This window comes from Dehalococcoidia bacterium, from assembly GCA_025054935.1.
GTDB lineage: Bacteria > Chloroflexota > Dehalococcoidia > SpSt-223 > SpSt-223 > JANWZD01.
The window spans coordinates 289,329-313,277 of record JANWZD010000002.1; the positions used below are offsets into that span (position 1 = coordinate 289,329).

General features: G+C 67.5%; 21 protein-coding genes and 1 pseudogene. 9 read left to right on the forward strand and 13 right to left on the reverse strand.

The genetic code is table 11. The features are described from left to right. Positions 1-43: 43 nt before the first annotated feature. From NZ773_04125 to rsmH, 3 genes are read right to left on the reverse strand one after another with little or no spacing between them, the layout of a single operon-like run. Complete coding sequence (locus NZ773_04125) at positions 44-1,804, reverse strand: penicillin-binding protein 2 (GenBank protein MCS6801115.1); 1,761 nt, start codon at positions 1,802-1,804, stop codon at positions 44-46. Beyond that, the gene (locus tag NZ773_04130) at positions 1,801-2,259 is read right to left on the reverse strand and encodes a hypothetical protein (protein MCS6801116.1); all 459 of its coding nucleotides are present in this window, start codon (positions 2,257-2,259) and stop codon (positions 1,801-1,803) included. The genes NZ773_04125 and NZ773_04130 overlap by 4 nt, the downstream gene beginning before the upstream one ends. Further along, a complete protein-coding gene (gene rsmH / locus NZ773_04135) occupies positions 2,256-3,185 on the reverse strand; it encodes a 16S rRNA (cytosine(1402)-N(4))-methyltransferase RsmH (GenBank protein MCS6801117.1) in 930 nt (309 codons plus the stop codon). The genes NZ773_04130 and rsmH overlap by 4 nt, the downstream gene beginning before the upstream one ends. 337 nt (positions 3,186-3,522) lie before the next feature. On the opposite strand from rsmH, the gene NZ773_04140 reads away from it, so the two are divergent. The 4 genes from NZ773_04140 to NZ773_04155 all read left to right on the forward strand — a co-directional run bounded on the left by NZ773_04140 (position 3,523) and on the right by NZ773_04155 (position 6,679). Then, positions 3,523-4,419: a DUF2520 domain-containing protein gene (locus NZ773_04140; protein ID MCS6801118.1), complete on the forward strand. Its 897-nt coding sequence runs from the start codon at positions 3,523-3,525 to the stop codon at positions 4,417-4,419. Between the two features lie 2 nt (positions 4,420-4,421). Beyond that, positions 4,422-5,249 (forward strand): 3-methyl-2-oxobutanoate hydroxymethyltransferase, encoded by an 828-nt coding sequence (gene panB / locus NZ773_04145; GenBank protein MCS6801119.1) that lies wholly within the window; start codon positions 4,422-4,424, stop codon positions 5,247-5,249. Beyond that, positions 5,246-6,100, forward strand: a complete 855-nt coding sequence (panC, locus tag NZ773_04150) for a pantoate--beta-alanine ligase (protein MCS6801120.1) — start codon at positions 5,246-5,248, stop codon at positions 6,098-6,100. The genes panB and panC overlap by 4 nt, the downstream gene beginning before the upstream one ends. A gap of 237 nt (positions 6,101-6,337) precedes the next feature. Next, the gene (locus tag NZ773_04155) at positions 6,338-6,679 is read left to right on the forward strand and encodes a metalloregulator ArsR/SmtB family transcription factor (GenBank protein ID MCS6801121.1); all 342 of its coding nucleotides are present in this window, start codon (positions 6,338-6,340) and stop codon (positions 6,677-6,679) included. On the opposite strand, the gene NZ773_04160 is transcribed toward NZ773_04155, so the two are convergent. The 3 genes from NZ773_04160 to lon form a co-directional block, all read right to left on the reverse strand. Then, the gene (locus NZ773_04160) at positions 6,676-7,797 is read right to left on the reverse strand and encodes an aminotransferase class V-fold PLP-dependent enzyme (protein MCS6801122.1); all 1,122 of its coding nucleotides are present in this window, start codon (positions 7,795-7,797) and stop codon (positions 6,676-6,678) included. The two genes, NZ773_04155 and NZ773_04160, sit on opposite strands and share 4 nt — an antisense overlap. A 52-nt stretch (positions 7,798-7,849) precedes the next feature. Beyond that, on the reverse strand, positions 7,850-8,746 hold the full coding sequence (locus NZ773_04165; protein MCS6801123.1) for a class I SAM-dependent methyltransferase: 897 nt from the start codon (positions 8,744-8,746) through the stop codon (positions 7,850-7,852). Positions 8,747-8,822: 76 nt separating this feature from the next. Further along, positions 8,823-11,240, reverse strand: a complete 2,418-nt coding sequence (lon, locus tag NZ773_04170) for an endopeptidase La (protein MCS6801124.1) — start codon at positions 11,238-11,240, stop codon at positions 8,823-8,825. Between the two features lie 123 nt (positions 11,241-11,363). On the opposite strand from lon, the gene NZ773_04175 reads away from it, so the two are divergent. Beyond that, positions 11,364-12,164 (forward strand): DUF1838 domain-containing protein, encoded by an 801-nt coding sequence (locus NZ773_04175; protein MCS6801125.1) that lies wholly within the window; start codon positions 11,364-11,366, stop codon positions 12,162-12,164. A gap of 197 nt (positions 12,165-12,361) precedes the next feature. Here NZ773_04175 and NZ773_04180 read toward each other — a convergent pair whose 3' ends face one another. The 3 genes from NZ773_04180 to NZ773_04190 all read right to left on the reverse strand — a co-directional run bounded on the left by NZ773_04180 (position 12,362) and on the right by NZ773_04190 (position 13,905). After that, on the reverse strand, positions 12,362-12,706 hold the full coding sequence (locus tag NZ773_04180) for a (2Fe-2S) ferredoxin domain-containing protein (protein MCS6801126.1): 345 nt from the start codon (positions 12,704-12,706) through the stop codon (positions 12,362-12,364). Further along, positions 12,699-13,124 carry a (2Fe-2S) ferredoxin domain-containing protein gene (locus tag NZ773_04185; GenBank protein ID MCS6801127.1) on the reverse strand — a complete coding sequence of 142 codons (426 nt, stop codon included), beginning with the start codon at positions 13,122-13,124 and terminating at the stop codon, positions 12,699-12,701. Before NZ773_04185 ends, NZ773_04180 begins: the two co-directional genes overlap by 8 nt. A 559-nt stretch (positions 13,125-13,683) precedes the next feature. Continuing rightward, positions 13,684-13,905, reverse strand: a complete 222-nt coding sequence (locus tag NZ773_04190; GenBank protein ID MCS6801128.1) for a heavy-metal-associated domain-containing protein — start codon at positions 13,903-13,905, stop codon at positions 13,684-13,686. Between the two features lie 170 nt (positions 13,906-14,075). Between NZ773_04190 and NZ773_04195 the strand changes: the two genes are divergently transcribed. The 3 genes and pseudogenes from NZ773_04195 to NZ773_04205 all read left to right on the forward strand — a co-directional run bounded on the left by NZ773_04195 (position 14,076) and on the right by NZ773_04205 (position 17,726). Beyond that, a complete protein-coding gene (locus tag NZ773_04195; protein ID MCS6801129.1) occupies positions 14,076-14,342 on the forward strand; it encodes a metal-sensitive transcriptional regulator in 267 nt (88 codons plus the stop codon). 7 nt (positions 14,343-14,349) lie between these two features. Beyond that, positions 14,350-16,851 (forward strand): annotated as a pseudogene (locus tag NZ773_04200) (heavy metal translocating P-type ATPase). A 452-nt stretch (positions 16,852-17,303) separates the two neighbouring features. Then, positions 17,304-17,726, forward strand: coding sequence for a cytochrome c (locus NZ773_04205; protein ID MCS6801130.1), 423 nt, complete (start codon positions 17,304-17,306; stop codon positions 17,724-17,726). A gap of 639 nt (positions 17,727-18,365) precedes the next feature. On the opposite strand, the gene NZ773_04210 is transcribed toward NZ773_04205, so the two are convergent. Further along, on the reverse strand, positions 18,366-20,672 hold the full coding sequence (locus NZ773_04210) for a tetratricopeptide repeat protein (protein MCS6801131.1): 2,307 nt from the start codon (positions 20,670-20,672) through the stop codon (positions 18,366-18,368). Between the two features lie 161 nt (positions 20,673-20,833). Here NZ773_04210 and NZ773_04215 point away from each other — a divergent pair, with 161 nt between their 5' ends. Continuing rightward, the gene (locus tag NZ773_04215) at positions 20,834-21,718 is read left to right on the forward strand and encodes a 1-acyl-sn-glycerol-3-phosphate acyltransferase (protein MCS6801132.1); all 885 of its coding nucleotides are present in this window, start codon (positions 20,834-20,836) and stop codon (positions 21,716-21,718) included. Here NZ773_04215 and NZ773_04220 read toward each other — a convergent pair. From NZ773_04220 to NZ773_04230, 3 genes are all read right to left on the reverse strand, one after another. Next, complete coding sequence (locus NZ773_04220) at positions 21,631-22,386, reverse strand: hypothetical protein (GenBank protein MCS6801133.1); 756 nt, start codon at positions 22,384-22,386, stop codon at positions 21,631-21,633. The two genes, NZ773_04215 and NZ773_04220, sit on opposite strands and share 88 nt — an antisense overlap. A 137-nt stretch (positions 22,387-22,523) precedes the next feature. Then, positions 22,524-22,880 (reverse strand): hypothetical protein, encoded by a 357-nt coding sequence (locus tag NZ773_04225; protein ID MCS6801134.1) that lies wholly within the window; start codon positions 22,878-22,880, stop codon positions 22,524-22,526. Positions 22,881-22,890: 10 nt separating this feature from the next. Further along, positions 22,891-23,946, reverse strand: a complete 1,056-nt coding sequence (locus NZ773_04230) for a glycosyltransferase family 4 protein (GenBank protein MCS6801135.1) — start codon at positions 23,944-23,946, stop codon at positions 22,891-22,893. Positions 23,947-23,949 lie beyond the last annotated feature (3 nt).

A 23,949-nucleotide genomic window follows, 5' to 3' on the forward strand; every position in this document is an offset into this window, starting at 1 on the left:
CTGAGCGGGAACGTGCCGGAAGAAGGCTGCCTCCCCGCTGGGATCATCCGAGCCCTCCGAGCTTGGGGTCGTCCGGCGGGATCCGATAATAGGCGAGGAGCCGCTCGACGATCGTCCTCGCCATCGGGGCCGCCACTTGCCCGCCCCACTGGCTGTCCTTCGGCCGGTCGACGCGGGTGAGAACGACGAACGGCGGGTTCTCTGCTGGAAAGACGACAAAGCTGGCAATCGTCTGGTCATCGGAATAGGCGCGCCCGGTGACGACCTGCGTCGTGCCGGTCTTTCCGGCCAGCCGGTAACCGGGGATGACCGCGCGGGTGGTGCCTTCGTTGACAACGTCGACCATCATCGTCCGGAGGGTTTTGGATGTCTCCTCTGAGATCACCCGCCGCACGACGACCGGCTCAAAGGTCCGGGTGCCGCTCGGGCCGACGATCTGCTTCACGACGTGGGGCTGCATCAGCTTCCCCCCATTCGCGATAGCGCTGACCGCCGTAATCAACTGGATCGGCGTGACATTAATCCCCTGACCGAAGCTGTTTGTCGCGAGGTCGAACGGCGACCAACCGGGGTCTTTCTGCGTCCGCGCCTGGCCGGACGCCTCGCCGCTGAGGTCGATGTTGGTCGGGCGGCCGAACCCGAAGTCATAGACGTAGCGGTAGAACCGCTCGCTCCCCAGCAGGTCAGAAAGCCACACCGCGCCGACATTGGCGCTTTTCACCAGCAGCCGCGTCATCGTCGTGGTGCCGTTCGCGGCGCCATCCCAGTTGACGATATCGCGGTCCCACTTGCGAACCCATCCGCGATCGACATAGGTCGTGGTCGGGGTGACCAGCTTCTCCTCGAGCGCCATCGCCATGGTGATGATTTTGAACACGGAACCGGGCTCGTACATGTCGGTAATCGCCCGGTTGCGGATGAGTTCGTGGATTTTGGGGTCGTTTAGGTTCGGTTTCGTCAGGTCGAAGCTCGGCCGCGTCGTCATCGCCAGGATTTCCCCTGTTTGCGGGTTCATGACGATGATTGTCACCCCCTCGGCTTTGTGCCGCGCCATTGCCGCGTCTGCCTCCTGCTCAATCAGCCGCTGGATGTACCGGTCGAGGGTGAGAACGACGTCGGACCCGTCGATCGCCTGCGTCATGCCGCGCATGCCGAGCGGAATTTCGGCGCCGGTCGTATCTCGCTCGTAGAGCACGCGGCCGGTTTCGCCGGCGAGAAAGCGGTTATAGTCGGCTTCGACGCCGGCAAGCCCGCGCTGGTCGCGCCCGACAATCCCGATCACCTGTGCCGCAAGGTTCCCCTCAGGGTAGACGCGAACGCTCTGCCGCTCGAGTTCGATCCCGCTGAAGCCGAGCGCCTCGATCTTCGGCCCGGTTGAATACGGGACCCCCTCGGCGAGCACGACTTTCCGGGGAGGAAGCTTCCTAGTCTGATCCTGCCGGTCTGCGGGGTCGGCAGGGAGCGGCGGGGCAGTGAGGGCGGCAACCAGCTTGTCGGCAGACTGGTTGACCAGCGGCGCAAGCGTATTGGCGATCCGGCCGATCTGCTCCGGCTTTACCTTCGATGGGTCGGCGAGCACACGCCAATTCGTCACGCTAGCGGCAAGAAGGTTGCCGTGGCGGTCGCGGATCGCGCCGCGATGCGGCTCGAGCTTCATCACGCCCCAGTGCTCGGCATTGGCCATGGCGCGGTAGCGCTCGTGCTCGACCAACTGGAGGTACCCGATCCGCGCTGTCAAAATAAGGGTGAGGACCGCGAACACCCCGCCGACCGTCATGAGGCGCCCGAGAGAGAGCCCGTTCATCGTGGGGCAAGCTCCCCTTGGCTGAGCGCGGCCAGCCAAGCGAGGAATCCTTGGATCCCCTCCGGCCGCTGAACTCGGACCGTTGGCGTCGGGGCTGGCGCCGGCGACCACGCGGCGAGATCTTTTGAGAGCGGCTTCACATCGACCGCGACGAAGATCGGCTTCTCGGCCGGCTGCATCTTCAGCGTCGTCCGCGCCTCCCGTTCAATCCGGTCAAGGGACTTGAGGCTCGCGATCTCCTGCTCCAGCTGCCAGTTGCTCTGCCGCCAGTGGTCGCGGATCTCCTCGAGACGCTGGATGTCATAGCCCACTGAGGCGACGCCGCTGGTCTGGATCAGCAAGAGGACACTCACGATCGAAACGAGCGCGGCCGCCATCATCAGGAGGCCCGGTAACCGGTTGAGCCGCAGCCGCTCCGCGTGGTGCGGCCGAAGCGCGCCGAGCAGCGAACTCATGCCGCCTCCAAGCGCTCCACGGCACGCAGCTTCGCGCTTCTAGCACGGGGATTGTGCGCGACTTCCGTCGCGCTCGGCGTCACCGGTCGCCGGGTGAGAAGGCGCAGGCGCGGCTGCTGACGGCACAGACACTGCGGAGTGCGGGGCGGGCAGCGACAGCCCTTCGCTTCTTCAGCAAACCGGCACTTCACTAGCCGATCTTCAAGGGAGTGAAAGCTGATGACAACAAGCCGTCCCGACGGCGCGAGCGCCTCGATCGCTGCCTCAAGCGCGCGTTCGAGCATGCCGAGCTCGTCGTTGACGGCGATCCGCAGTGCTTGGAACACCCGCGTCGCCGGGTGAATGCGCCCCCGGGGCCGGCCTGCTGCCTGCGCAACCACTGCCGCCAGCTGCCCGGTCGTTGCAATCGGACGGTGCCGGACGATCGCGCGGGCGATACGGCGCGAGGCGGGCTCTTCGCCGTAGCGCCAAAGGAGGTCGGCGAGTTCACGCTCCCCCAACCCGTTGACGAGGTCGGCCGCCGTTGTCTCGAGCGTCGGGTCAAGCCGCATGTCGAGCGGGTCATCGCGTTGGAACGACAGTCCCATTGCGGGGTCCGCAAGCTGCAGGGAGGAGACCCCAAGGTCGAGCAGGATGCCGTGCAAGGGCAGCAACCCGTGGTGCGCGGCGCGCTCGCGCAGGGCAGCGAAGTTCGCCCGTTCTACGATTGCCCGTTCCCCATAGGACGCGAGGCGCGCCCGAACGCGCTCGACTGCGTTGGGGTCGACATCCAAGGCGAGGAGACGGCCGTCCGGCGCGCTGGCGCGGAGGATCGCCTCGCTGTGGCCGCCAGCGCCGGCGGTTCCATCGAGATAGCGGCCGCCCGGTCGGACATTCAACAGGTCGATCGCCTCCTGCAGGAGCACGGGCTGATGCTCGACGCTCACCTCGCTCCCTCGCTGCAGCACTCTAGCAGACACCACCGTCCGCCTCTAGCTGTTTCCGCGGGACTTTCAGACTGCTCCGTGCAGCCGGACTGCTCAACGGATCGCTGTGCCCCTCAAGCGTAGCGCCGGCTGTCTGCGACCGCACGTATTCCGCTCTCGTGCGCGGCAGAAGAGCGCCCGCCGCGACAGCGGCGCGGCATCGGGGTCGGTCGCCCCGCCGGGAGAGGCGTCGACCGCGCGCATTGACAGGCGGGACACCACGCGATACGCTCCTAGCACCGGCACGGTACCGGTGTCCGGACCGCAGCCTGCGTGCGAATCCTTCCAAGGAGGCCGCTTGGATCGGCGACGACCGAGACGGCGACAATGGCCGACCGTCGCTTTTGTCGGCGCAGGCCGCACTGCTCACGCCCTCGCCCATGCGCTTGCGGCGGCTGGAGTGCCTATCGTCTCGGTCTCCAGCCGCTCGACCTCCTCCGCAGAAGCGCTCGCTCGCCAGCTGGCCGGGTGTGCTGCTGGGCCGCCCACCCAAGCGGAGCTGGTGCTGCTGACTGTCCCCGACGATGCTCTCGACGCTGTTGCGGCGCAGATCGCGTGGCGGCCGGGGCAGTTCGTTGTCCACTGCGCGGGTGCCTTCGGGCGCGATATTCTCGCTCCCGCGACCCGCGCCGGCGCGATTGCCGGGGTCTGGCATCCCCTCCAGAGCCTGGCGCGGCCTGGGGTCTCCCTCCGCGGCGCGCGGTTTGCGATCGATGCCCCGCCTCCGCTCGAAAGCCGGCTGATCGCGCTGACGGAAGCGGTGGGCGGCGTGCCGCTCGCCATTCCCTCGGAGGGGCGAGCGCTCTATCACCTTGGCGCCACGATCGTCTCGAATTACGCGGTAGCGTTGGTTGCGCTTGCGGCCGACCTGTGGACGGTCCTCGGCATCAGACGGTCAGAGGCAGTTGCTGCCTTGGCGCCGCTGCTTGCCGGTACGGCGGCCAACCTCGCGGAGATGGGCGTGCCGGCCGCCCTGACCGGTCCGGTCGCCCGCGGCGACCTTGCGACGGTTGAGCGTCACCTTGCGGCCTTGGAGCGCCACCGCCCGGATCTGCTCACGCTGTACCGCCGGCTCGGCCTTGCCGCGCTCGAGTTGGCGATCGAGCGCGGTCTTGCAGACGATCGGGCGGCAGCACTCAAAGCGCGCCTCGAGGACGACACGCTCGCGACTACCGCGGTCGGAAGAGGAGGGTGATCATGCAGCGGCTGACGATCCATGACTTGCGCGCGATGAAAGCCCGGGGCGAGCCGATCGCCATGCTGACTGCGTACGACTACCCCACCGCCAAGCTGCTCGACGAGGCGGGCGTGCCGGCGCTGCTGGTGGGCGACAGCCTGGGGATGGCTGTCCTCGGCTACGACTCGACGCTGCCGGTCACTTTGGAGGATGTGATCTACCATCTGCGGGCAGTGGTCCGCGGCGCGAGACGGGCGCTTATCATCGGCGACATGCCGTTCATGACCTATCAGGCTGACCCGGGCGAGGCGATGAAGAACGCGGGGCGGCTGCTCGCCGAGGGCGGCGCCGGCGCGGTCAAGGTGGAGGGCGGCCGGTGGATTGCGCCCACCGTTGCCCGCCTCGTCCAAGCTGGCATCCCGGTGATGGGCCATCTCGGGCTTACCCCGCAATCGGTGCATCAGCTGGGCGGCTATAAGGTGCAAGGCAAAAGCGATGATGACGCGGCGCGCATTCTGGCGGATGCGCAGGCCCTGCAGGAGGCGGGCGCGTTCGCGATTGTCCTCGAGTATGTTCCGGCAGACCTCGCGCGGGCGGTCACTGCCGCCTTGGACATTCCAACGATCGGCATTGGCGCGGGGCCGTTTTGTGACGGCCAAGTCCAAGTGATTACCGACTTGCTCGGTCTCGAGCCGGAGCACCCCCGCCGTCATGCCAAGGTGTATGCGCCGGTAGGAGAACTGATCCGCGATGCCGCCCGACGCTATGTCGACGAGGTGCAGCGCCGGCTCTTCCCGACCGACCGGGAAAGCTTCGGGCTCGCCCCGCGCGAGGCGGCGGCGCGATGATCGTTGCGCGAAGCTGCGCCGACCTGGCTGCCGCTCTCGCGGACGCGGCGCGGCCGATCGGCGTCGTCCCTACGATGGGTGCGCTGCACGAGGGACATCTCACCCTTGCCCGCCGCGCTCGGGCGGAGAACGCGACGGTCGTGGTGACGATCTTTGTCAACCCAACCCAATTCCTCCCCCATGAAGATTTCGACCGCTATCCGCGGCCGATCGAGCGCGACCTCGCGCTCTGCGCAAGCGTCGGGGTCGATATCGCCTTCACGCCTCCCGTCGAGGAGATGTATCCTCCGGGCTTCGCGACGACGGTGCTCGTCGAGGGGCCGAGCCGACGGTGGGAGGGAGAATACCGGCCGGGCCATTTCCGGGGGGTCGCGACAGTTGTCACGCGCCTGCTCAATCTGAGCCGTGCCGACCGCGCCTATTTTGGCGAAAAGGACTATCAGCAACTGCAGGTGGTGCGACGGCTTGTTGCTGACCTCGCCTTGCCCGTCGAGATTGTCGCGTGCGAAACCGTGCGCGATGCTGACGGGCTCGCGCTCTCCTCGCGCAACAGCTATCTTGCTCCGGAAGAGCGGCACCGCGCGCTTGCGCTCTCTCGTGCCTTGTTTGAAGCGGCTGCTCTGGCAGCGGCAGGCGAGCGTGAGGTGGCGGTGATCGAGCGGCGGATGCGTGAGGTGGCGGAGGGCGCGGGGCTTGTGGTGGACTATCTTGTTATCGTCGACCCCGACACCTTAGAGCCGCTCGCGACCCTCGACCGCCCGGCGCGCGCGCTTGGCGCGGTCCGGCTTGGCGCGGTCCGACTGATCGACAATCTGCCGATTGTGCCCGCCCCTGGGCTACGCCAAGCGTGAGAGATTCTTGGCGCGGAGGGTTCTGCCGGGCGAGCGGGCGCGCCCTGAGGCAGCGCCGACGCTCCGGGAAACCAAGGGAGGATCTCGGCGCCGCGCTGTGAGGAGGGGTGTCACCCTGCAGCGAGAAGCTGATAGGCTTCCTCCGAGATGAGACGAAGTGAGCACAGCAGGCAGGGAGCGACGGCTATCGGGGCGCGCGGCGCTTTCTCAGCTGCTGAGGGGAGAACGGAAGAGCCGGTGGCGGAGCACTTTGGGATCGACGGGCGCGCGCTGCGCGACAACGAGCAGACCCGCCGTCTCGCTGACATCTTCAAGGCGCTCGGTGACCCGACGCGGATCGCGCTTCTCCATCTGCTTTCTCGAGGGGAGCTGAACGTGAGCCAGCTAGCGCGGGCGGTCGGCGCGGAGGAGTCGATCTCGGCCATCTCGCATCATCTCCGCGTCTTGCGAGCGGCCAATCTCGTTCGGGACCGTCGAGAGGGGAAGCAGGTCTATTACCGCATCGCCGACCATCATATCGTCGGCCGCCTCAACGAACTGCTCGTCCGCACGCATGTCGTCAAGGAGCTGCCCCGCTAGCGCGTTGCCCGGCGGAGGGCGTCGAGGGCGCGCTCGACATCGGTTTCGTCGTTGAAGGCGTGAAAGCCGAGCCGGAGATAGCGGCCCCGCGCGCCGGTTTGAATGCCTTGGCGCGCTAGGGCGTCACGCAGCGCCTCGGGGTTCGCGGCGAGGATGCCGACGAGGTGGCTCGGCGCTTCGGTCGGCGCAAGGACAAGCCCGAGCTGGGCGGCACCGGCACGGAACTGGGCAGCCAGCGCGAGACAGCGCGCCTCGATAGCGGAGGCAGGAAGGCGCAGCAACAACTCGAGTGCCGCTTTCGCCCCGAGGAACGAGAACCACGCTGGGGAGAGATCGAGCTTGCGGGCGTCGGCGGGAAGCGCGTAGGGTCCGCCGGACAGCTGCGCGTAGGGGTCGACGGCAGTGCGCCAGCTCGGCGCAAGGGGGCGCAGCGCCGCGAGACGCTCCGGCGCAACATAGAGCCAGCACGCTCCGCGGGGTGAGAGCAGCCACTTGTAGCCGTGGGCGACGAGCGCATCCGGCCGAAGCGCCGCGACGTCGAACGCAAGCGCGCCGACTGCTTGCGTCGCGTCGACGAAGAAGAACGCGCCGACCTCGCGCGCTCGCTCTGCGACCGGCTCAAGCCAAACGCGGTAGCCGTTCGCGAACTGGACGGCGCTCACAGCGACGAGCACAGTACGGTGGTCGATCGCCGCAAGAAGCGCGTCGGTCGGCACCACCCCGTTGGTCGCCGGCACCGTTGCGATCTCGAAACCGCGCTCGGCGAGCGCCAGCCAAGGAAAGAGGTTGCTGCGAAATTCGCGTTCGCCAACCACCACCCGGCCGGGGGCGAGCGACGCGGCGACTGTCGCCGCCCCCTCCGAGGCCGAGCCGATGAGAGCGACCGCCGATGCCGGCGCATTGATCAGCTGGGCGAACAGTTCGCGCGTGCTCAGTCCGGCCGCGTCCCAGGCGCGCGACGAGAAGGTTCCTGCTTCCCACTCTGCGAGGGCGTGCCGGAGCGCGTCGGCCACCGGCCTCGCGCCGGGGGCGGCGCTCGCAGTGTTGAGGTAGACCGTCTGCTCCAGCGCTGGAAATTGGGCGCGGAAGGCGCGAAATGGGTCCTCTGTGCGGTTCACCCTCTCCCTCCGTCTCTACAGTGACAGAGAGCGGAGGGAGAGATCCAGCCGCTTACGCCGGTTTGCGCGCGGAGACCACCATTCCATCGGGGACGGTGAGGTGACGCGTCACGTCGACGAAGCCGACATCGGCGATTGCCTTCTCGACGTTGAGGTCCATATATTCCCCGAGGAACGGCTCAGCGCCGACAGTCTTCGCATGCAGCCGCTTCGCCTCGCGTCCTTCCTCAGTGTCGGGGTAGACCCCATCGAACATGCTCAGCATCCCGCCCGGCTTTGTCAGGCGATACAGTTCGCGCAGGATTTTCCGGGCGTCCTCAGCGTACATCTCGTGCAGCACGTAGGCGAAGTGAACGGCGTCAAACGACTCGCTCTCGAAGACCGTCTCTTGAGCGTTCTGCTGGTAGAACTTCACGTTCTTCAGCCCGCGCCGCGCGGCCCACTCCCGAGCAAAGCGGATATAGGGCGCGGAGAGGTCGATCCCGATCACCTCGGCCTCGGGGAACAGCTCTGCAAAGACGAAGGCGCTGGTGCCGGTGCCCGTCCCCGCGTCCAAGATCCGCCGCGGCGACCTCCCTGCATACAGCTTCGCCAGCTGCTCGCGGATCACCTCCTCGCGCGTGAACGTGTACTGCTCGCGCGAGATATAGGAGAGGCGGACGATCTTCGGGTTGGCAAAGCCGCCCGGCTGGAAGTGAACAGGCGTCCACCAATACTCAGGGATGCGGATGGGGGCAGGGGAGCCGGGGGGAACCACGTCCGAGCCGTCTTCGGGCCCGTCATACGCCGGCAGCGTCTCCACCCACTCCTCAAGCAGCCGGCGCGCTCGGACCGGGTCTTCGCGCGCCACTTGGAACAGCCAGCGCTCAAATGGCGTGGTCTCTTGGAAGATGTTCTCGCGCGTAATCGGGATTGGTTGGGGCTCACCGGTCTTCAGTTCGAGAACCACCTCTGCCTCCTTCCACGACAGTGTGGGCAAACACTCCTCATTTTAACAGATGCTGAAATGTTGGAGGAGCAACGCGCTACACCGAGACGGCCGGGTCGAGCGGCAGGTCGAGGGAGGGAGGAGGCGACAGCTCCGGCGGCGCGACGACCACCGGGGGGGTGAGCGGCGGCGGATCGACGAGCGCATGGCGCAGCACGTCGTCCATTGTCTCGACGAGGACAATCTCGAGTTCGTCGCGGACCCGCTTCGGGATTTCGTGAAGATCGCGCTGGTTGTCGGCGGGGATGAGGATCCGGCGGATACCGGCGCGGTGGGCGGCGAGCGCTTTCTCCTTCAAGCCGCCGATCGGCAGCACGCGTCCGCGGAGAGTGATTTCGCCCGTCATCGCGACGTCATTGCGGACCGCGCGCCCGGTGAGGGCAGAGATCAGCGCTGTTGCCATCGTGATGCCTGCTGAGGGGCCATCCTTCGGCGTTGCCCCTTCGGGAATGTGGATGTGCAGGTCGAGCTTCTCTTGGAAGGCGCGGTCGATCCGAAGGAGATCGGCGCGCGAGCGGGCGTAGGAGAGCGCAGCGCGCGCCGACTCCTGCATTACCTCCCCGAGCCGCCCGGTGATGGTCAGTTCGCCCTTGCCGGGCATCGTCGCCACTTCGACGGGGAGCACCTCGCCTCCGACCTCCGTGTAGGCGAGGCCAGTGGCGACCCCGACCTGGCTCTCCGCGAGATGGCGCGCGCGGAGATATTTCGGCGGGCCAAGATAGTCGGCGAGGTTCGTCGTCGTGATCCGCACCCGCGTTTCGGGCTGCTTCACGACCCGCGTCGCCACTTTTCGGCAGATCGCGGCAATCGACCGCTCCAGTTCGCGCACCCCTGCCTCGCGAGTGTAGCCTCGCACAATCGCGGCGACAGTCTTCTCGGGGATGACCACCTGGCGAGGCGTCAGCCCATGAAGCCGCACCTGCTTAGGGGTAAGGAAGCGCCGGCCGATCTGGACTTTCTCGTCCTCGGTATAGCCGTGGATCTCGATCACTTCCATCCGGTCGCGTAGGGGCCGCGGGATGTTGGCGAGGACATTCGCCGTCGTGATGAACATCACCTGCGAGAGGTCGTACGGCACTTCGAGGTAATGGTCGGTGAACTGGTTGTTCTGCTCCGGATCGAGCACTTCGAGAAGCGCCGCCGCAGGGTCTCCCCGGAAGTCGGAGGTCATCTTATCGACTTCGTCGAGCAGCAGGACCGGGTTGACGACGCCTGCGGTGCGCATCGCTTGCAGGATGCGCCCCGGCAGTGCTCCGACATAGGTGCGGCGATGTCCTCGGATCTCGGCTTCGTCGCGGACGCCGCCGAGCGAGATGCGGACGAATTTACGGTTCATCGAGCGGGCGATCGAGCGGCCGAGGCTGGTCTTGCCGACGCCCGGCGGCCCCGCGAAGCAGAGAATCGCGCCGCGCATCGCGCCGCCGCTCCGCTGAAGCAGCTGGCGGACAGCGAGGAACTCGACAATCCGCTCTTTCACCGCCTCAAGACCGTAGTGATCCTCGTCGAGGATGCGGCGCGCTTCATCCACATCGATCCGGTCGTCGGTTCGCTCGCGCCACGGCAGCGCGAGAACGAAGTCAAGGTAGGTGCGAATGACATTCGCCTCCGGGGACGACGAGGTCATCCGCTCGAGACGGTGCAGTTCGCGCTGCATCCGCTGCAGCACCAGCTCCGGCAGGCCTTTCTCCTCGAGGCGGCGTGCGAACTCGGCTACTTCTGAAGCGAGGTCGCTCCCCAGCTCCTCGTGGATCGCCTTGAGCTGCTCTTTCAGGTAATACTCGCGCTGGTTGCGGTCCATCTGCTGACGGACGCGGTTGCGGATTTCGTGGTCGAGCTGCGCCAGCTCGATCTGGGTGGCGAGAGCGACTGCAGCTGCCTCGAGCCGCTGTTTGTGATGCAGCAGTTCGAGGATGGTTTGCCGTGTCGCGAGGTCAACAGGCAGGTGGACAATCAGCAGGTCGGCCATCCGCCCAGCGCTCTCTGCGCGCTGGACTTGCTCGACCACGTCGCTCGCGATGCTCCGGGTCAGCTTGGCATAGCGCTCAAACTCCTCGGCGACATGCCGCATCAGCGAGGCAGCAGAAGGATCTCCCTGCTCCTGGAGGTCATGGCAGCGCGCTTGGATGGCGGACGACGAGGTGACAATGCGGTAGAGGCTGACGCGGCGGACCCCCTCGACGACGATCTGCGCTGTCCCGTCAGGCAGCCGGTTCACCTTGACCAGGTCAACCAAGGTGCCCACCTTGAAGAGGTCGTCCGCTTCCGGGTCTTCGATCTCAGCGTTGCGCTGCGCGGTAACAACGAAACGTCCCCCGCAGCGCGTGATCGCATCGTCGAGAGCGGCGAGCGACTTCGGCCGCCCGATCGTCAGGTTGACGATTGTCCGGGGGAAGACGACGACATTCTTCAGAGGAAGGACGGGATACTCTCCCCACCCTCGTGGGTCGCTACTCATAGACCTCCGCTCAGTCTCGGCCAAGCAATTGTAGTCAAGCTGCTCGGAGCAGTGCACTCGCCGGGCTTGACGGCGAGCGCTACGATCGCGACGGCAACAGGTATCGGCGATGGGGAGGGCTTGATGGGACGCCTAGACCTGAACGACCCCGAGACCAATCTGCGCGCCTTCGTTCGGGCTCGAGGAACGCTCGGCCCTGAGGTGGTGACCTACTGGTTCGCGGGCAACGTCTATAGCTTCATTCCCGGCGAGCGCAGCAGGCATCTCTTCGGATTTGAGGGGTTTAATATCGGTCGCGTCACCGCTGCCCCGGGAGGCTACTACCTCCTGACGCGGGAAGCGGTCTTCTACAAGGACCCGACAACCGGCGCGATCCTCGACCGCTGGACAAACCCCTGGACCGGCAAGGAAGTGGAGGTCGTTCACGTCTTGAACGACCCTGTCAACCAGCATCTGCAGCTGGAGGGCCCACGCGGCCGCTGGCACATCCCCGTCACAGAGATGGGCGATGATGTCTACATGAACACCGATATCTTTCTCCACTACCCGTCGCCGCTTCCGCGCTCGAAGTTCCCCCAATACTCCGCCAGCGACGAGTATCAAGCGGCCGAACTGTTTCAGTTCTATATGAAGCGACATGACCTCGAGGATGAGTCGCTGCTCTCAGTGCCGTCGCAATGCTCTTGGACGCGCCTAGGCCCGTGGCTGCCGTGGATGGAGATGGCGGACCGGCCGGGCATGGTGGTGTACCACTGCCGCGGCAAGAAGCTGGAAGGGGGCTACGCGCAATTGCCTGACTTTATCAAAGAGTACATCGCCGCCCATCATCCCGAGTACCAAGATGCGCCCCACGAATATACCCAGCCGAATGAAACGAGCTGGACGTACTTCCTGAAGCTGCTGCAGCGCCGCGGGCTCGCGTGAGCGGAGCTGTCTGCCCGGCCGCTCCCTGATGAAGCGCGCCGGCGCCCGCCGGGTGGAGCGGAAAGCCTTCACCGACCCCTCGCGTGCTGCGGGAGACCAGCGGGATGACAGAAAGGGCGCTCCGAAATGTCCCCGCTCCGGAGAGGAGCGCGCGAATGCCCGCGAGCTCCCACTGCCCGTCATGCGGCGCGACGCGGTCAGTACGCGGAGTGCCCCGTTACGAGGGGCCGTTTGAGGAGTTTCTCCTCGAGCGGGCGGCCGGCGATGAGCTGCTCTTCCACAAAGCGCGGCACGTCGTCCACGGTCAGCCCCTCATACCAGATCCCGTCCGGGTAGACGACGAGCACCGGGCCGCGCACGCCGGGCTGATTGCAGGTCATGATGGTCGTCTTGACCGCGCGCGCTAGCCCGCGCCGCGCGATCTCCTGCCGCAGCGCCTTGCGGAGCGCCGCCGCGCCCGCCCTTTCGCAGCCGCAGAAGTCGCCCGCCTCGTCGCAGGCGAGGATGTGGTAGCGCAGCGCTCGCAGGATGCGGTCAGACACCGGCTGGCTCCGCGGCGGCGACCTCACGCCAGATCAGGCGCTCCACTGGCTGGCCGCCGATCAGGTGGCGGTCGATGATTTCATCCACATCGTCAAGGGTGACGCGGCCGTACCAGATGCCGTCGGGGTAGACCATGACGACAGGCCCAGCAATGTGCTGGGCGATGCAGGCATTCGGGGAGAGCAGGATGTCGCGCCGACCGCGCGCCGCGAGCGCGGCCTTAAATCGCTCGTACAGCTCGCCGCCCCCAATCTCGCCGCAGTGCCGCCCGATATGGCCGTTGGCGTGCTCCGGCTGCTCCTTCATCCGCTCGCGCTCTTCTTCAGGCGTGAGGTGTGCGCCGTGACTGCGATGCTCCGCGGTTACCTTCGGCCAATGGCAGCTGTAGCCCGTGGTGCAGACGAAGACGTGCCGCATTGCCCCTCCTTCCTTACAAGTCTACGCGGACTGTTCTCGTGCGGCATATCGGAGGGCGACGCAGCCGCTGCCACCTGGCCAAGCGCGGTCCCGAAGCAGGCGGGAGAGCGGCGTCTCCGCGCTGCTCCCGCTGCCACTGCGGGACACGCGCCTAGCGCGCTGAGGAAGCAGCGGGACGAGGTCGAGCATGGGCGCCCGCCAAGCACTGCGCGGCCGCGGCCTCTACACCGGCGACCGGCGGAAGACGTCGCTGGGCCGATGGGACCCGCGCTCGGCCCCTGAGGGTTGCGGAAACGAGTGGGTGGTCGCTGCGACCAAGCGCGTGGAGGACGCGCCAGACGCCATTCCTTCTCCGACTGGCCGAGGCAGTTCAGCCGCGCCCGGCTCGCCGGCAGCGGTCCCTCTGCTGGTTCTACCACCGCTCTTGCTGAGCGCGAGAGCAGCAGCAGTCTTGATCGGCCTGGCCCGCAGGTCGCCGTGCGCCGCGCGAAACGGCCGTCGGCGAGCCGCGCCTGAACTTTCCCCCCGCGCTGTCCGCCCGGGGTTTTGCTGGGGAGCGCTAAGCGGGGGTGACCGACGCGACGGGATACTCCTCCTCGGCAAGCACGTCGCGGATGCGGTCGAGCGACACCTTCGATTCGTCGTAGCGCAGCAGCACCGTCTTGGCGGGGATATCCACCTTAACCAGCTCGATGCCCGGCTGGGCAGTGAGAGCTTGGGTAATGGCGCGCTCGCAGTGCTCACAGGAGATGTCAGGAACCGAGAGCACAACTGTTGACATGGCGTTTGCGTTCCTCCTAGGCCGGCCCTGTCAGCCGTCCCTCGCGTTCCAACTATACACCGGCCGCGCGGGAAAGAAAAGAGAATATCCCCCTGGGGAGGGGGTTGAAATGCCGATTTTTGAGCGTTATGCTTGGATATCCCTCCGGGGTGGGATGGGGGAAAGAGAAAATGAAGCCAGAGACCAAGACCAACATCATCCGTCGGCTGGCGACCATTGAAGGGCATCTTGCGGCCGTGCGCCGGATGGTGGAGAACGATGCCTACTGTATCGACATCCTGAAGCAGACCTACGCTATCCGCCGCGCCATCGAGAAGATGGAGGCGCAGCTGCTGGCCAACCATCTCCAGACCTGCGTTGTCTCCGGCATCGAAGAAGGGCGCAGCGAGCAGGTTGTCAACGAATTGATCGAACTGTTTGCCCTGAACGCGAAATGAGGACCCAATGACAGTCCAGTCGCATCCACCCGTTTCCGCCGCGTCGCGTGAGGCGCGCCTTGCGATTGCGGGCATGACCTGCGCTGCCTGCGCCCGGCGCATCGAGAAGTCGCTCAGCACGGTCAAGGGGGTCTCGGCCGCGAGCATCAATCTTGCGACGGAGCAGGCGACTGTCGTTTACGACCCCTCGCAGGTCTCCCGTGAGGACCTCAAGGCGGCAGTCGAGCGCGCCGGCTATCGCGTGCGCGACGAGACAGCGGAGATCACCCTGCCCATCACCGGTATGACCTGCGCCGCCTGCGTCCGCCGCGTCGAGAAGGCGCTGCGGCAGGTGGCGGGCGTCTCGGCAGCGACGGTCAATCTGGCAACGGAGAGGGCGACTGTCCGCTTTGACCCGGCGCGCGTCACTCGCTCGGCGCTTGTTGCCGCGGTCGAGCAGGCAGGCTACGGGGTCGCGGCCGAACCGGTCGAGCGGTCGCCCGAGACGGCTGGCGAGACGATCGATGAGGAGACGCACCGCCGCCAGCGCGAGCTGCGGCTGATGTTCGTCCAGTTCGCTGTCTCATTCGTGGTTGCGCTCCTGCTGATGGCGATGATGTTCGGCCCGCAGTGGTTCTACTTGCCGTGGTGGCGCTGGTCAATGGAAGACACCTTTCTTTTCCAGCTCGTCATCGCCACACCGGCGATGTTCTGGGCTGGCTGGCGCTTCTACGTCAGTGCCTTCCGGGCGGCGCGCCACCGCGAAGTGAACATGAACACGCTCGTGACGATCGGCACGCTGGCGGCGTGGGCCTACAGCGTCTTCGTCACCTTCTTCACTGATGTCATCCACAAGGCCGGGATCATGGCCGAGGTCTACTTCGACAGCGCCGTGATGATCATCTCGCTGATTACGCTCGGGAAGTACCTCGAAACGCGCGCCAAGGGCCAGACCGCCGGCGCGATCAAGCGGCTGCTCGGACTGCAGGCGAAGACAGCCCGCGTCATTCGCGATGGCGAAGAGGTTGCTGTTCCGATCGCCGAGGTGCGCGTCGGCGACCTGATTCGCGTTCGCCCCGGCGAGAAGGTGCCCGTAGACGGCGTTGTTGTCGAGGGACGCAGCTCGGTCGACGAGTCGATGCTGACCGGTGAGAGCATCCCCGTCGAGAAGAACGTCGGCGACACCGTTATCGGCGCAACGCTGAATACGACCGGCGCGTTCGTGTTTCGAGCGACGAAGGTCGGCAGCGACACGACACTCGCCCAGATCGTCAAGCTGGTCGAGCAGGCGCAAGGCTCGAAAGCGCCGATCCAGCGCCTCGCGGACGCGTTCGTCAGCTCCTTCGTGCCAGTGGTGCTGGTCGTCGCCGCGATCGTCTTCGCTGTCTGGTACTTTGTCGGCCCCTACCCGAGCTTCACGCTCGCGTTGGTGGCGACGGTCTCGGTGCTGATCATCGCCTGCCCCTGCGCGATGGGGCTGGCGACGCCGACGGCGATCATGGTCGGCACCGGCAAGGGGGCGGAGCACGGCGTGCTGATCCGCGGCGGCGAAGCGCTCGAGACGGCCCACAAAGTCACCGCGATCGTCCTTGACAAGACCGGCACGCTCACCCGCGGCAAGCCGACGGTGACCGATATCGTGCCGGCGGCCGGCCGCAGCGCGGAGGAGGTGCTCCGTCTCGCCGCGGTCGCCGAGATGGGCAGCGAGCATCCGCTGGCGCAGGCGATTGTCGACCGCGCGCGGGCAGCCGACCTCGATCTCCTCGCTGACGTCGACGACTTCGAGGCGCTCTCTGGCCGCGGCGTGAAGGCGACCGTCGCGGGGCGGCCCGTGCTGCTCGGCAACGCTGCCCTGATGGCCGAACACGGCGTTCCGCTCGGCGACCTCGAACGCGCTTGGACGGCGCTCGCCGAGGCGGGCAAAACGCCCGTCTATCTCGCTGTCGACGGCACAGCCGCCGGCGTCATCGCCGTCGCCGACACCATCAAGCCGGAGGCGCCGGAGGCGGTCGCTGCGCTCAAGGCGCTCGGGCTCGACGTCTGGATGCTGACGGGCGATAACCGGCTGACGGCCACGGCTGTCGCTGCGCAGCTCGGCATTGCCCAGGTGATGAGCGAGGTCTTGCCGGAGCAGAAGGCGGCGAAGGTCGCCGAACTGCAGGCCGCGGGCAAGGTGGTGGCGATGGTCGGCGACGGGATCAACGACGCGCCGGCGCTCGCCCAGGCCGACCTCGGCATCGCGATCGGCACGGGGACGGACGTCGCCATTGAGGCGAGCGATATCACCCTCGTCGGCGGCGACCTCCGGAGCGTGGTGACGGCGATTGCCCTCAGCCGCAAGACGATCGGCATCATCAAGAGTAATCTGTTTTGGGCGTTTGCCTACAACATCGTGCTCATTCCGGTGGCGGCCGGCGTCCTCTTCCCGTTCACCGGAGCGCTGCTCAACCCGGCGCTGGCGGCGGCGGCGATGGCGCTCTCGAGCGTCTCCGTTGTCACCAATTCACTGCGGCTGCGCACCTTCCGGCCGCCGGCGCGCGCGGAGGAGCTCCGCCATCCGTCGCTGCTCAGCCGTGTCCGCGACTACGGCTATCTGGCAGCGGTGGCCGTAGGCGCGCTTGTGCTCGCCGCGGGCGGCTTCCTCGCCGCCAAGAGCGCCGAGGCGGCAGCGATCGAGATCGTCGTCGAGGCGATCCGCACCGACGACCCAGCAGCGCCGTACGCGTTTGTGCCGAGCACGCTGCGCCTCGAGGCCGAGGAAGGTCAGCTCGTCCGAATCGTGTTCATCAATCGCGACACTCAGTTCCATGACTGGGATCTCGAGGGCATCCCGAACGCCCACGTCGGCGCGCGCGGCGGCCAGACGGTCGTCTGGACCTTCCGCGTCCGTGGGCACGGCGAGTTCCACGCCGAGTGTACCGTGCCGCTTCACGCCGAGTATGGGATGGTGCAGGACATCGAGATCGTGCCGCCCCGCCGGTGATGCGCGCGCTCGCTTCGGCTGTCGGGGCAGCGCTTGTCGCTCTCGCGGCGGCGGGCTGTTTCACCGGAACGGGAGCGGGCGTTCCGGCGCCGCCGGCTGTCCAGACCGCGGTGGCGCGGCCGGTTCCGGCGGAGCTTCTCGAGGGCGAGCGGCTGTTCGCCCAGCACTGCGCTGCCTGCCACGGTGAGAAGGCCCTTGGGACCTCGAAGGGGCCGCCGCTCCTCTCCCCAATCTATCTGCCGAACCATCACTCCGATGCGGCATTCCTCGCGGCGGTTCAGCGCGGCGTGGTTCCGCACCACTTCAATTTCGGACCGATGCCGCCGATCCCGGGCGTGTCGGCGGACGAGGTGGCAGCGATCACGCGCTACATTCGGTGGCTGCAGCGGGAGGCCGGCATTCAGCCGGGAGGCTGGCCATGACCAAGGTCCAGCGCTCACTTGCTGAGATGGAGGCCGTCGTTCTCGACCTCGGCGCGGCGAATCGAACGGAGTGCCCTCGCGCTTTAGACCGAGCCCAAGGCTGCGGGCAGCTGGCGCCTCCGTCAGCTTGCCGCTGCCTCTCGGCTACCGCGCTTCCCTACGGAGCATACCCACGCCGTGGGGGGCGGGCCCGAGGCGGCGCCCCAGCCAACTGGACGGGGACAGCCGCGCCCGGCGCAGGTCCCGCAGCGGCCGTCCCTTGGGTGGGCGCCGCCTCGCTGCCTGATCCCCGGCCGTTGACCGACGACCGGCTCGCCCGTGTGCGGTGAAGCCAAATTCGGCGTGCTGACGGTCACAGACCTGCTGCGGCGGATTGCCTCGCATGCCCGCCAGCACACGCGGCGCGGTCGGCAAGCCATGGCGTCCTCGGCAAGCCGAGATACGCCGGACCGGCAGCGCCGTGAGCTCAAAGGAGGCCACATGGAGAGGGCTCCGTCTTCAGCAGGGACGTCGACCCGAAGACGGCTGCCGCGACGCGTGTCTCTCGCGGGAAGGCCTGCGCTTCTGCGCCTCGGGCTGCAGACAGCTGTTCGAGCGCAAGCTGGAGAAAGACTCAGCGACGATCAGCGCTCGCCCGCGCTAGTCGCGGTAGGCGAGGCGGTAGAGATAGTAGTAGCGGCCGACGAGCCGGACATAGCTCGAGGTCTCGCGATAGGGAATGCGCTCGACGAAGAGATCGGGGTCGAAAGCGAGATTGCCGTTTGTCCAGCGGGGGATCACGCCGGGACCAGCGTTGTAGGCCCCCATCGCGAAGTAGGCGTTGCCGGCAAAGCGGCGGAGCTGCTCGCCGAAATAGTAGGCCCCGAACTCGATCGAGGTCTCTGGCCGATAGAGGTCGGCCACCGTGAAGTCGGCGCGGCCGAGCGCACGGGCGATCCCCTCGCCGGTGGCAGGCATCACCTGGGTCAGCCCGCGAGCGCCGGCGACGGAGCGGGCGTAGCGGTCGTAGACGCTCTCCTGGCGGATGAGCGCCAAGAGCAGCGCGGGGTCAACGCCGTGGCGGCGCGCTGACTCCTCGACCAGCGACCGGTAGGGGGTGGGCAGGACAAGCCGGAGCAGCTTCCGCGGCACGCCGGCAAGCGATTTGGCGGGTGAGAGGGCAACAAGCTGCTCGCCGGCGAAGGCGGTGGCGCGGGCGAGGTCGCGCTCCTCAAGCCAAAGCGCGAGCTGATAGAGCGCGAGCGGGTCGCGGCGCAGGTCAGCGGCAAGGTCGCGGAACTCTTCGGTCGCTTCACGGTAGAAGCCGGCGCGCAGCAGCTCCTCGCCGCGCTGGAAGGCGGGCTCGGCGAGCAGCGCCGGTCCGGGGCGCCGCATCTCGACCGTGACTGTGATGCCGGCGAGCGCGCTGACCCAGCGGTCGAGCTCGAGGAGGTCGTTCGGGGTGTCCGTCGCGAATGCTGCGCCGGGCGGCGCTGCCGCGCTCGGCACGCTCTCCCCGAGCCGAAGTGCCCGCGCGCGCAGTCCCGGCAGGTCGACCGGGGCAGCCTGCTCCGCGGCACGCCACGCGCTCTCCGCGGCGGCGCGGTCTCCTCGCGCTGCCGCCAGCTTGCCCAGCCAGAGCTGCGCTGCGGCTGCGATCTCGGGACGGGCCGCGCGCGCCGCGTCGGTCAGCAGGGCTTCCGCTGCCGCGAGGTCGTTCAGTTCGATGTGGACAAGCGCGAGCCGGAGCCGCGCCTCGTCGCGGCGGCTGCTGCCGGGGATCCCCTCGATCAGGCGGCGGTAGAACGGCACCGCCGCCTGGCTGCGGCCGATCGCCTCATACATTAGGCCGGCTTGGAAGAGCGCTTCGTCGGCGCTGCGCTGTCCTGGGTAGGCCGTAGCGGCGCGGTCGAAGTCGGCGGCGGCGCGGTCGGGCGCTCCCAAATAGCGGTAGGCGAGCCCGCGGTGAAGCAGGGCGTCGGCGGCGTTCGGCGAGGCGGGCTCGCGGGCGAGAAAGTCGGTCAGGGCGGCAACCGCCTCCGACTCTCGGTCGGCGTGGTAGAGGATCAGCCCGCGCAGGTACGGTCCCGGGTCGACTCCCAGCCGCGCTCCCTCCCGCAGCGCCGCCGCCGCCCAGCCGGTATGGGGGAACGCCTGCATCACTTCGAGATACAGAGCTGCGGCATCGCTTGTCCGTCCGATGCGGACGAGGGCGCCAGCGTGGCGGTAGCGCACTTCCGCCTTGTACGCATCGGTCTGAGCGAGGGGGGCGACCCGTTGCCACGTCAGCGCGACACTCGCGTGGTCACCGAGCTTGGCATAGGAGTCGGCCAGCTTCTCGAGCGCGTCGATCGTCGCAAGGCGAGCGAGCCCGGCGCTTGCGGCGAGGTTCAGTTCGACGATCGCCTCGGCGTGACGCCCAAGCGCCGCCAGCGATTTCCCGATCTCGAGCGCGAGATAGCCGTCGAGAGCGGTGGGCGATTCGCGATATTCGCGGAAGAGGCGGATTGCCTCTTGATGGTTGCCGAGGATCTGGTGCGCCTTCGCGCGGATGCCCGTTGCAGCGAGCCGGCGCGGGTCGTCGGGGTAGCGCTCGACGAAGGTGTCGAGAGCGGCGATTGCCTCGGCATCGCGGTCGTCGAGGTAGAGCGCTTCGCCCAGAAGGAAGCGCGCGGTCCGGCTGGCCGGCTCGCTCTCGGGCCGTTCGAGAACGGCGCGATACCGCTCAATCGCAGCGGCGTAGCGGCCCTCGCGCTGGAGCGCGATCCCCTCGTTCAGCAGCCGCTCGGCCTCGAGGTCGCGGGTTTCGGCGGGGCCTCCAAGCGCCGTCAGCTGCTCGACGAACCAGCCGGTGGCGAGCGGCGTCGGCGGCGCGCCGACGAGCAGCGCTACCGCAGTGGTGGGGACAAGCGCAAAGAAAACAAGGGGGGATCGAAACCGCAGGCGTCGGAGCGCAGCTCGCAGCACAACTCTCCATGTCAGAGCCGGCCCATCACGCGGCGCTGACGCCGAGGAGTATACCGGGCGGCCAAGCATCGCTCAACGGGGAGGCACGGTAATGGTAGGCTTTTCGGGGGTGGAATGCGAGTGATGGTGCTTTCGCCGAGGGACCGCTCGCCGCGATTGCCGTGAGCGAACAGGTCGCCCGCCTGACCGAGATCGCGCTCGACGACCTCGTCGAGGCGGTTGGCTGGCTGGGCCGAGGCGTGCTGCGTCCTGTCGTCCGGCTTGCTGGGCGGCGCCCCGCTCGCCAGTTCGCCGAAGAGGTAGCAGCGTTTGACCAGCAGGTTGCGCGCGACGGCCTCGTCGCGGCCGCGCGGTCGCTCTTGGCGCGTCACGTCGGTTCACTGCAGGTCCGCCGCCTTGCCGCGTTCCCCGCTCAAGGACCGGTCTTGATCGTCGCCAATCATCCAGGTTTGACCGATGCGCTCGCCCTGATCGTAGCGATGGGCGACGACGCGCTCATCCTCGTTGCGGCGGACCGCCCCTTCTTTCGCGCCCTTCCTCACACGCTGCCGTCGCTCCTCCTCGTGCCGGATGACGGCAGCGGACGGATCGGCGCCTTCCGAGCAGTCGCCCGTCGCCTCGCGGAAGGCCGGCGCGTGGCAACGTTCCCCAGCGGGACGATCGACCCGGACCCGCTGCTTCACGCCGACGCGTTCAGCAGGACAGCCGGCTGGTCACGGCAGCTCACTGCTCTCCGCCTTCGGCTGCCCGCCCTCTCGATTGTGCCGGTTGCTATCGGCGGCGTGCTCACCCGAGGCGCGCTGCGCCATCCGTTGGCGCGGCTCTATCGACCAGGGCCGCAACGCGAGCGCGCTGCCGCAATGCTGCAGGTGGTCGACCCGAGGCTACGACCGGCGGCCGTCCGTCTCGTCGTTGGGCCGCCGCTAGCAGGAACGGAGCCGGAGCAGGTTGCGCAAGCCTACAGCGAGCTCGCCTCGGCGCTCCGCGCCGAACGAGACTGGAGCGAGGCGCTCGGGTCGAAGAGCCAGCCGGCCGCGTCGCGGTGACGGACGGCAAGCCCAAGCTGACCGGCGGCGAGCTGGCGCTTTCGCTCGCGCAGCCACGCTTCGATGCGGTCGCTCGGCGGTGCGCCGGCGAGAGCAGCTTGATGGAAGGCAAGCATCGCTTCGAGCACCACCCGCTCCTCCTCGCGGTAGCCCTCCGGCTGCGGAGTGATCCGCCACCACGACGCGCCGCTTCTCGCGACGCGTCCGCCGAACGCCTGGATCGCCGACCCGAGACGACGGCCGGCGGCGCTGTGCACTGTTCCGTCGCGGCTGTCCATCGACGCATGATAGCGGGCTTCAATTTCACGGTCGAGCCGCGGCTCGATGACCGGTGTCCAGCGCGTCCGGCCGTCAAAGGTGAGCGTGAACCAGAAGACCGCATCCGGCGCGCCGAGCGCCTGCAGCTGAGGGACGGCGGTGCTGAGATTGAGCAAGTCGAGCGTGTGGTGGGCGAGAACGAGATCAAACGCGCCCGGCGCGGTGCGCGCCGCTTCCTCGAGCGACTGGCGGAGGAACGTCACCGTCACACCGCGCGCAGCGAGGTCGGCGCGGCGCGGCGCGAAGAGACGGGTACCGCGCGCGACCGCTTCCTCATCCTCATCGATAGCGACGATTGCGGCCTCTCTCCCGTCCCCAACCAGCCCCCACCGCAGCAATCGGTCGACCATTGTTCCGATCCCGGCGCCGACCTCGATGATCCGCCATGCGGGACGCTCGCGGAGCGTGCGGCGTACCCACGCGAGAACTCGTCGGTTCAGGGAGCGGTCGTCGAGCGCGACTTTTGCCGCAAGGTAGGCGTAGTGGTCTATTGCTGCCTCTCCCGCTGCAGACTGATGACCAGGGCGACGATCAGCAGGATCTCGATGATTTTGTCGATATAGCCGATGGCGCCGAGCGGCGCGGCCGGGTTCTTTTCGCCGAGCGCCACCCAAGCGAGGATCGTCACTCCGGTATACCCGATGAACAGAAAGTGCAGAAGCGGACGGCGCGCTGCGCCCAGCGGCACATTGGTGAGGTAGGCGAACGTGAGCGCGAGGTAGCCGACGCCGTTCAGAAAGAAGGCAACATCGAATCGCCCCATCATGAACAGGAGCGAGAAGTGGATAAGCGCGGTGGCAAGGGCGAGGAGCGTGATGGCAAGGCGCAGGGGCGAGATCGGCATGGTCCCCCTCCTAGTGACAAGCGGCGAGAAAGGCGCGCGCGTCCTCCATCGACTGTTTCCACGTCGGATGCCGATTGTAGCGGTCGAGGGCGGCGAGGCTCATGGCGAGCCGGCGCTCGCGGTCGAGAAGCGCGCGAAGCGCTGCGGCGACCCCGCCGACATCCGCGGGGTCGACAAGGAAGCCGTTCTCTCCGCTGGTGACGAACTCGCTTGCGCCTCCGGCCCACGAGACAATCGCCGGAAGCCCAAACCCCATCGCTTCGAGAGCGGCAATGCCGAACCCTTCGTGCCACGACGGCTGAGCGAAGACGTCCGACTTCCTGAGGATCTGAATGAGCGCGCTGTCTGCGAGCCTGCCGCTGAACTGGACTGCCTCTTCCACGCCGAGCGCGCGTGCCTGCCGGCGCAGTGCCGCCGCATAACGCGGGGCGACGACCCCGCCGACGATCGTCAGCTGCCACGCTCCCGGAGGAAGCTGCGCCGCCGCGCAGATCAAGGTCTCGACGTTCTTCCGGGGCTCAAGGTTGCCTACGGTGACAATCCGCAGCGGCCTGGGGTGCCGCGCGCGCGCGACGACATCCTCGGCCGCGAGAGCGCCGAGCCGGTCGCGTCCCGGAAACGCGAGGTGGCAGGGGAGGGCGCTCCCGCGCAGCGCGAGCACGGATGCCATGGTCGCGCGCGAGTTGACGATCGCGCCGGTGAGGCTGAGGAGGTAGCGCCGTTCGAAGAGAGCGCCGAGCCGATCGCGGGGAAACTCCGAAACCCGAAGATGATGGACGATCGCGATGATCGGCCGGCGGAGCCGTCGGGCAATCGCGGCATTCGCCCAGCAGAGAGAAAGGTGGCAGAGTTCATCCTCCAAGATGAGGTCTGGGGAGAACCGAGCAAGCCGCGACGCAAGAGGGAAGAAGTTGTCGAGAAGAGCGGCGGGGAAGGGACGACGCCGCAGTGAGACGACGATCACCTCGTCGCCAGCGTCGCGGAGGGCGCGGACCAGCATCCGGTCATAGAGATAGCCGCCCGATCGCTGCCCGAGCGAACCGTACACGATCAGCGCGACCCGCATTCG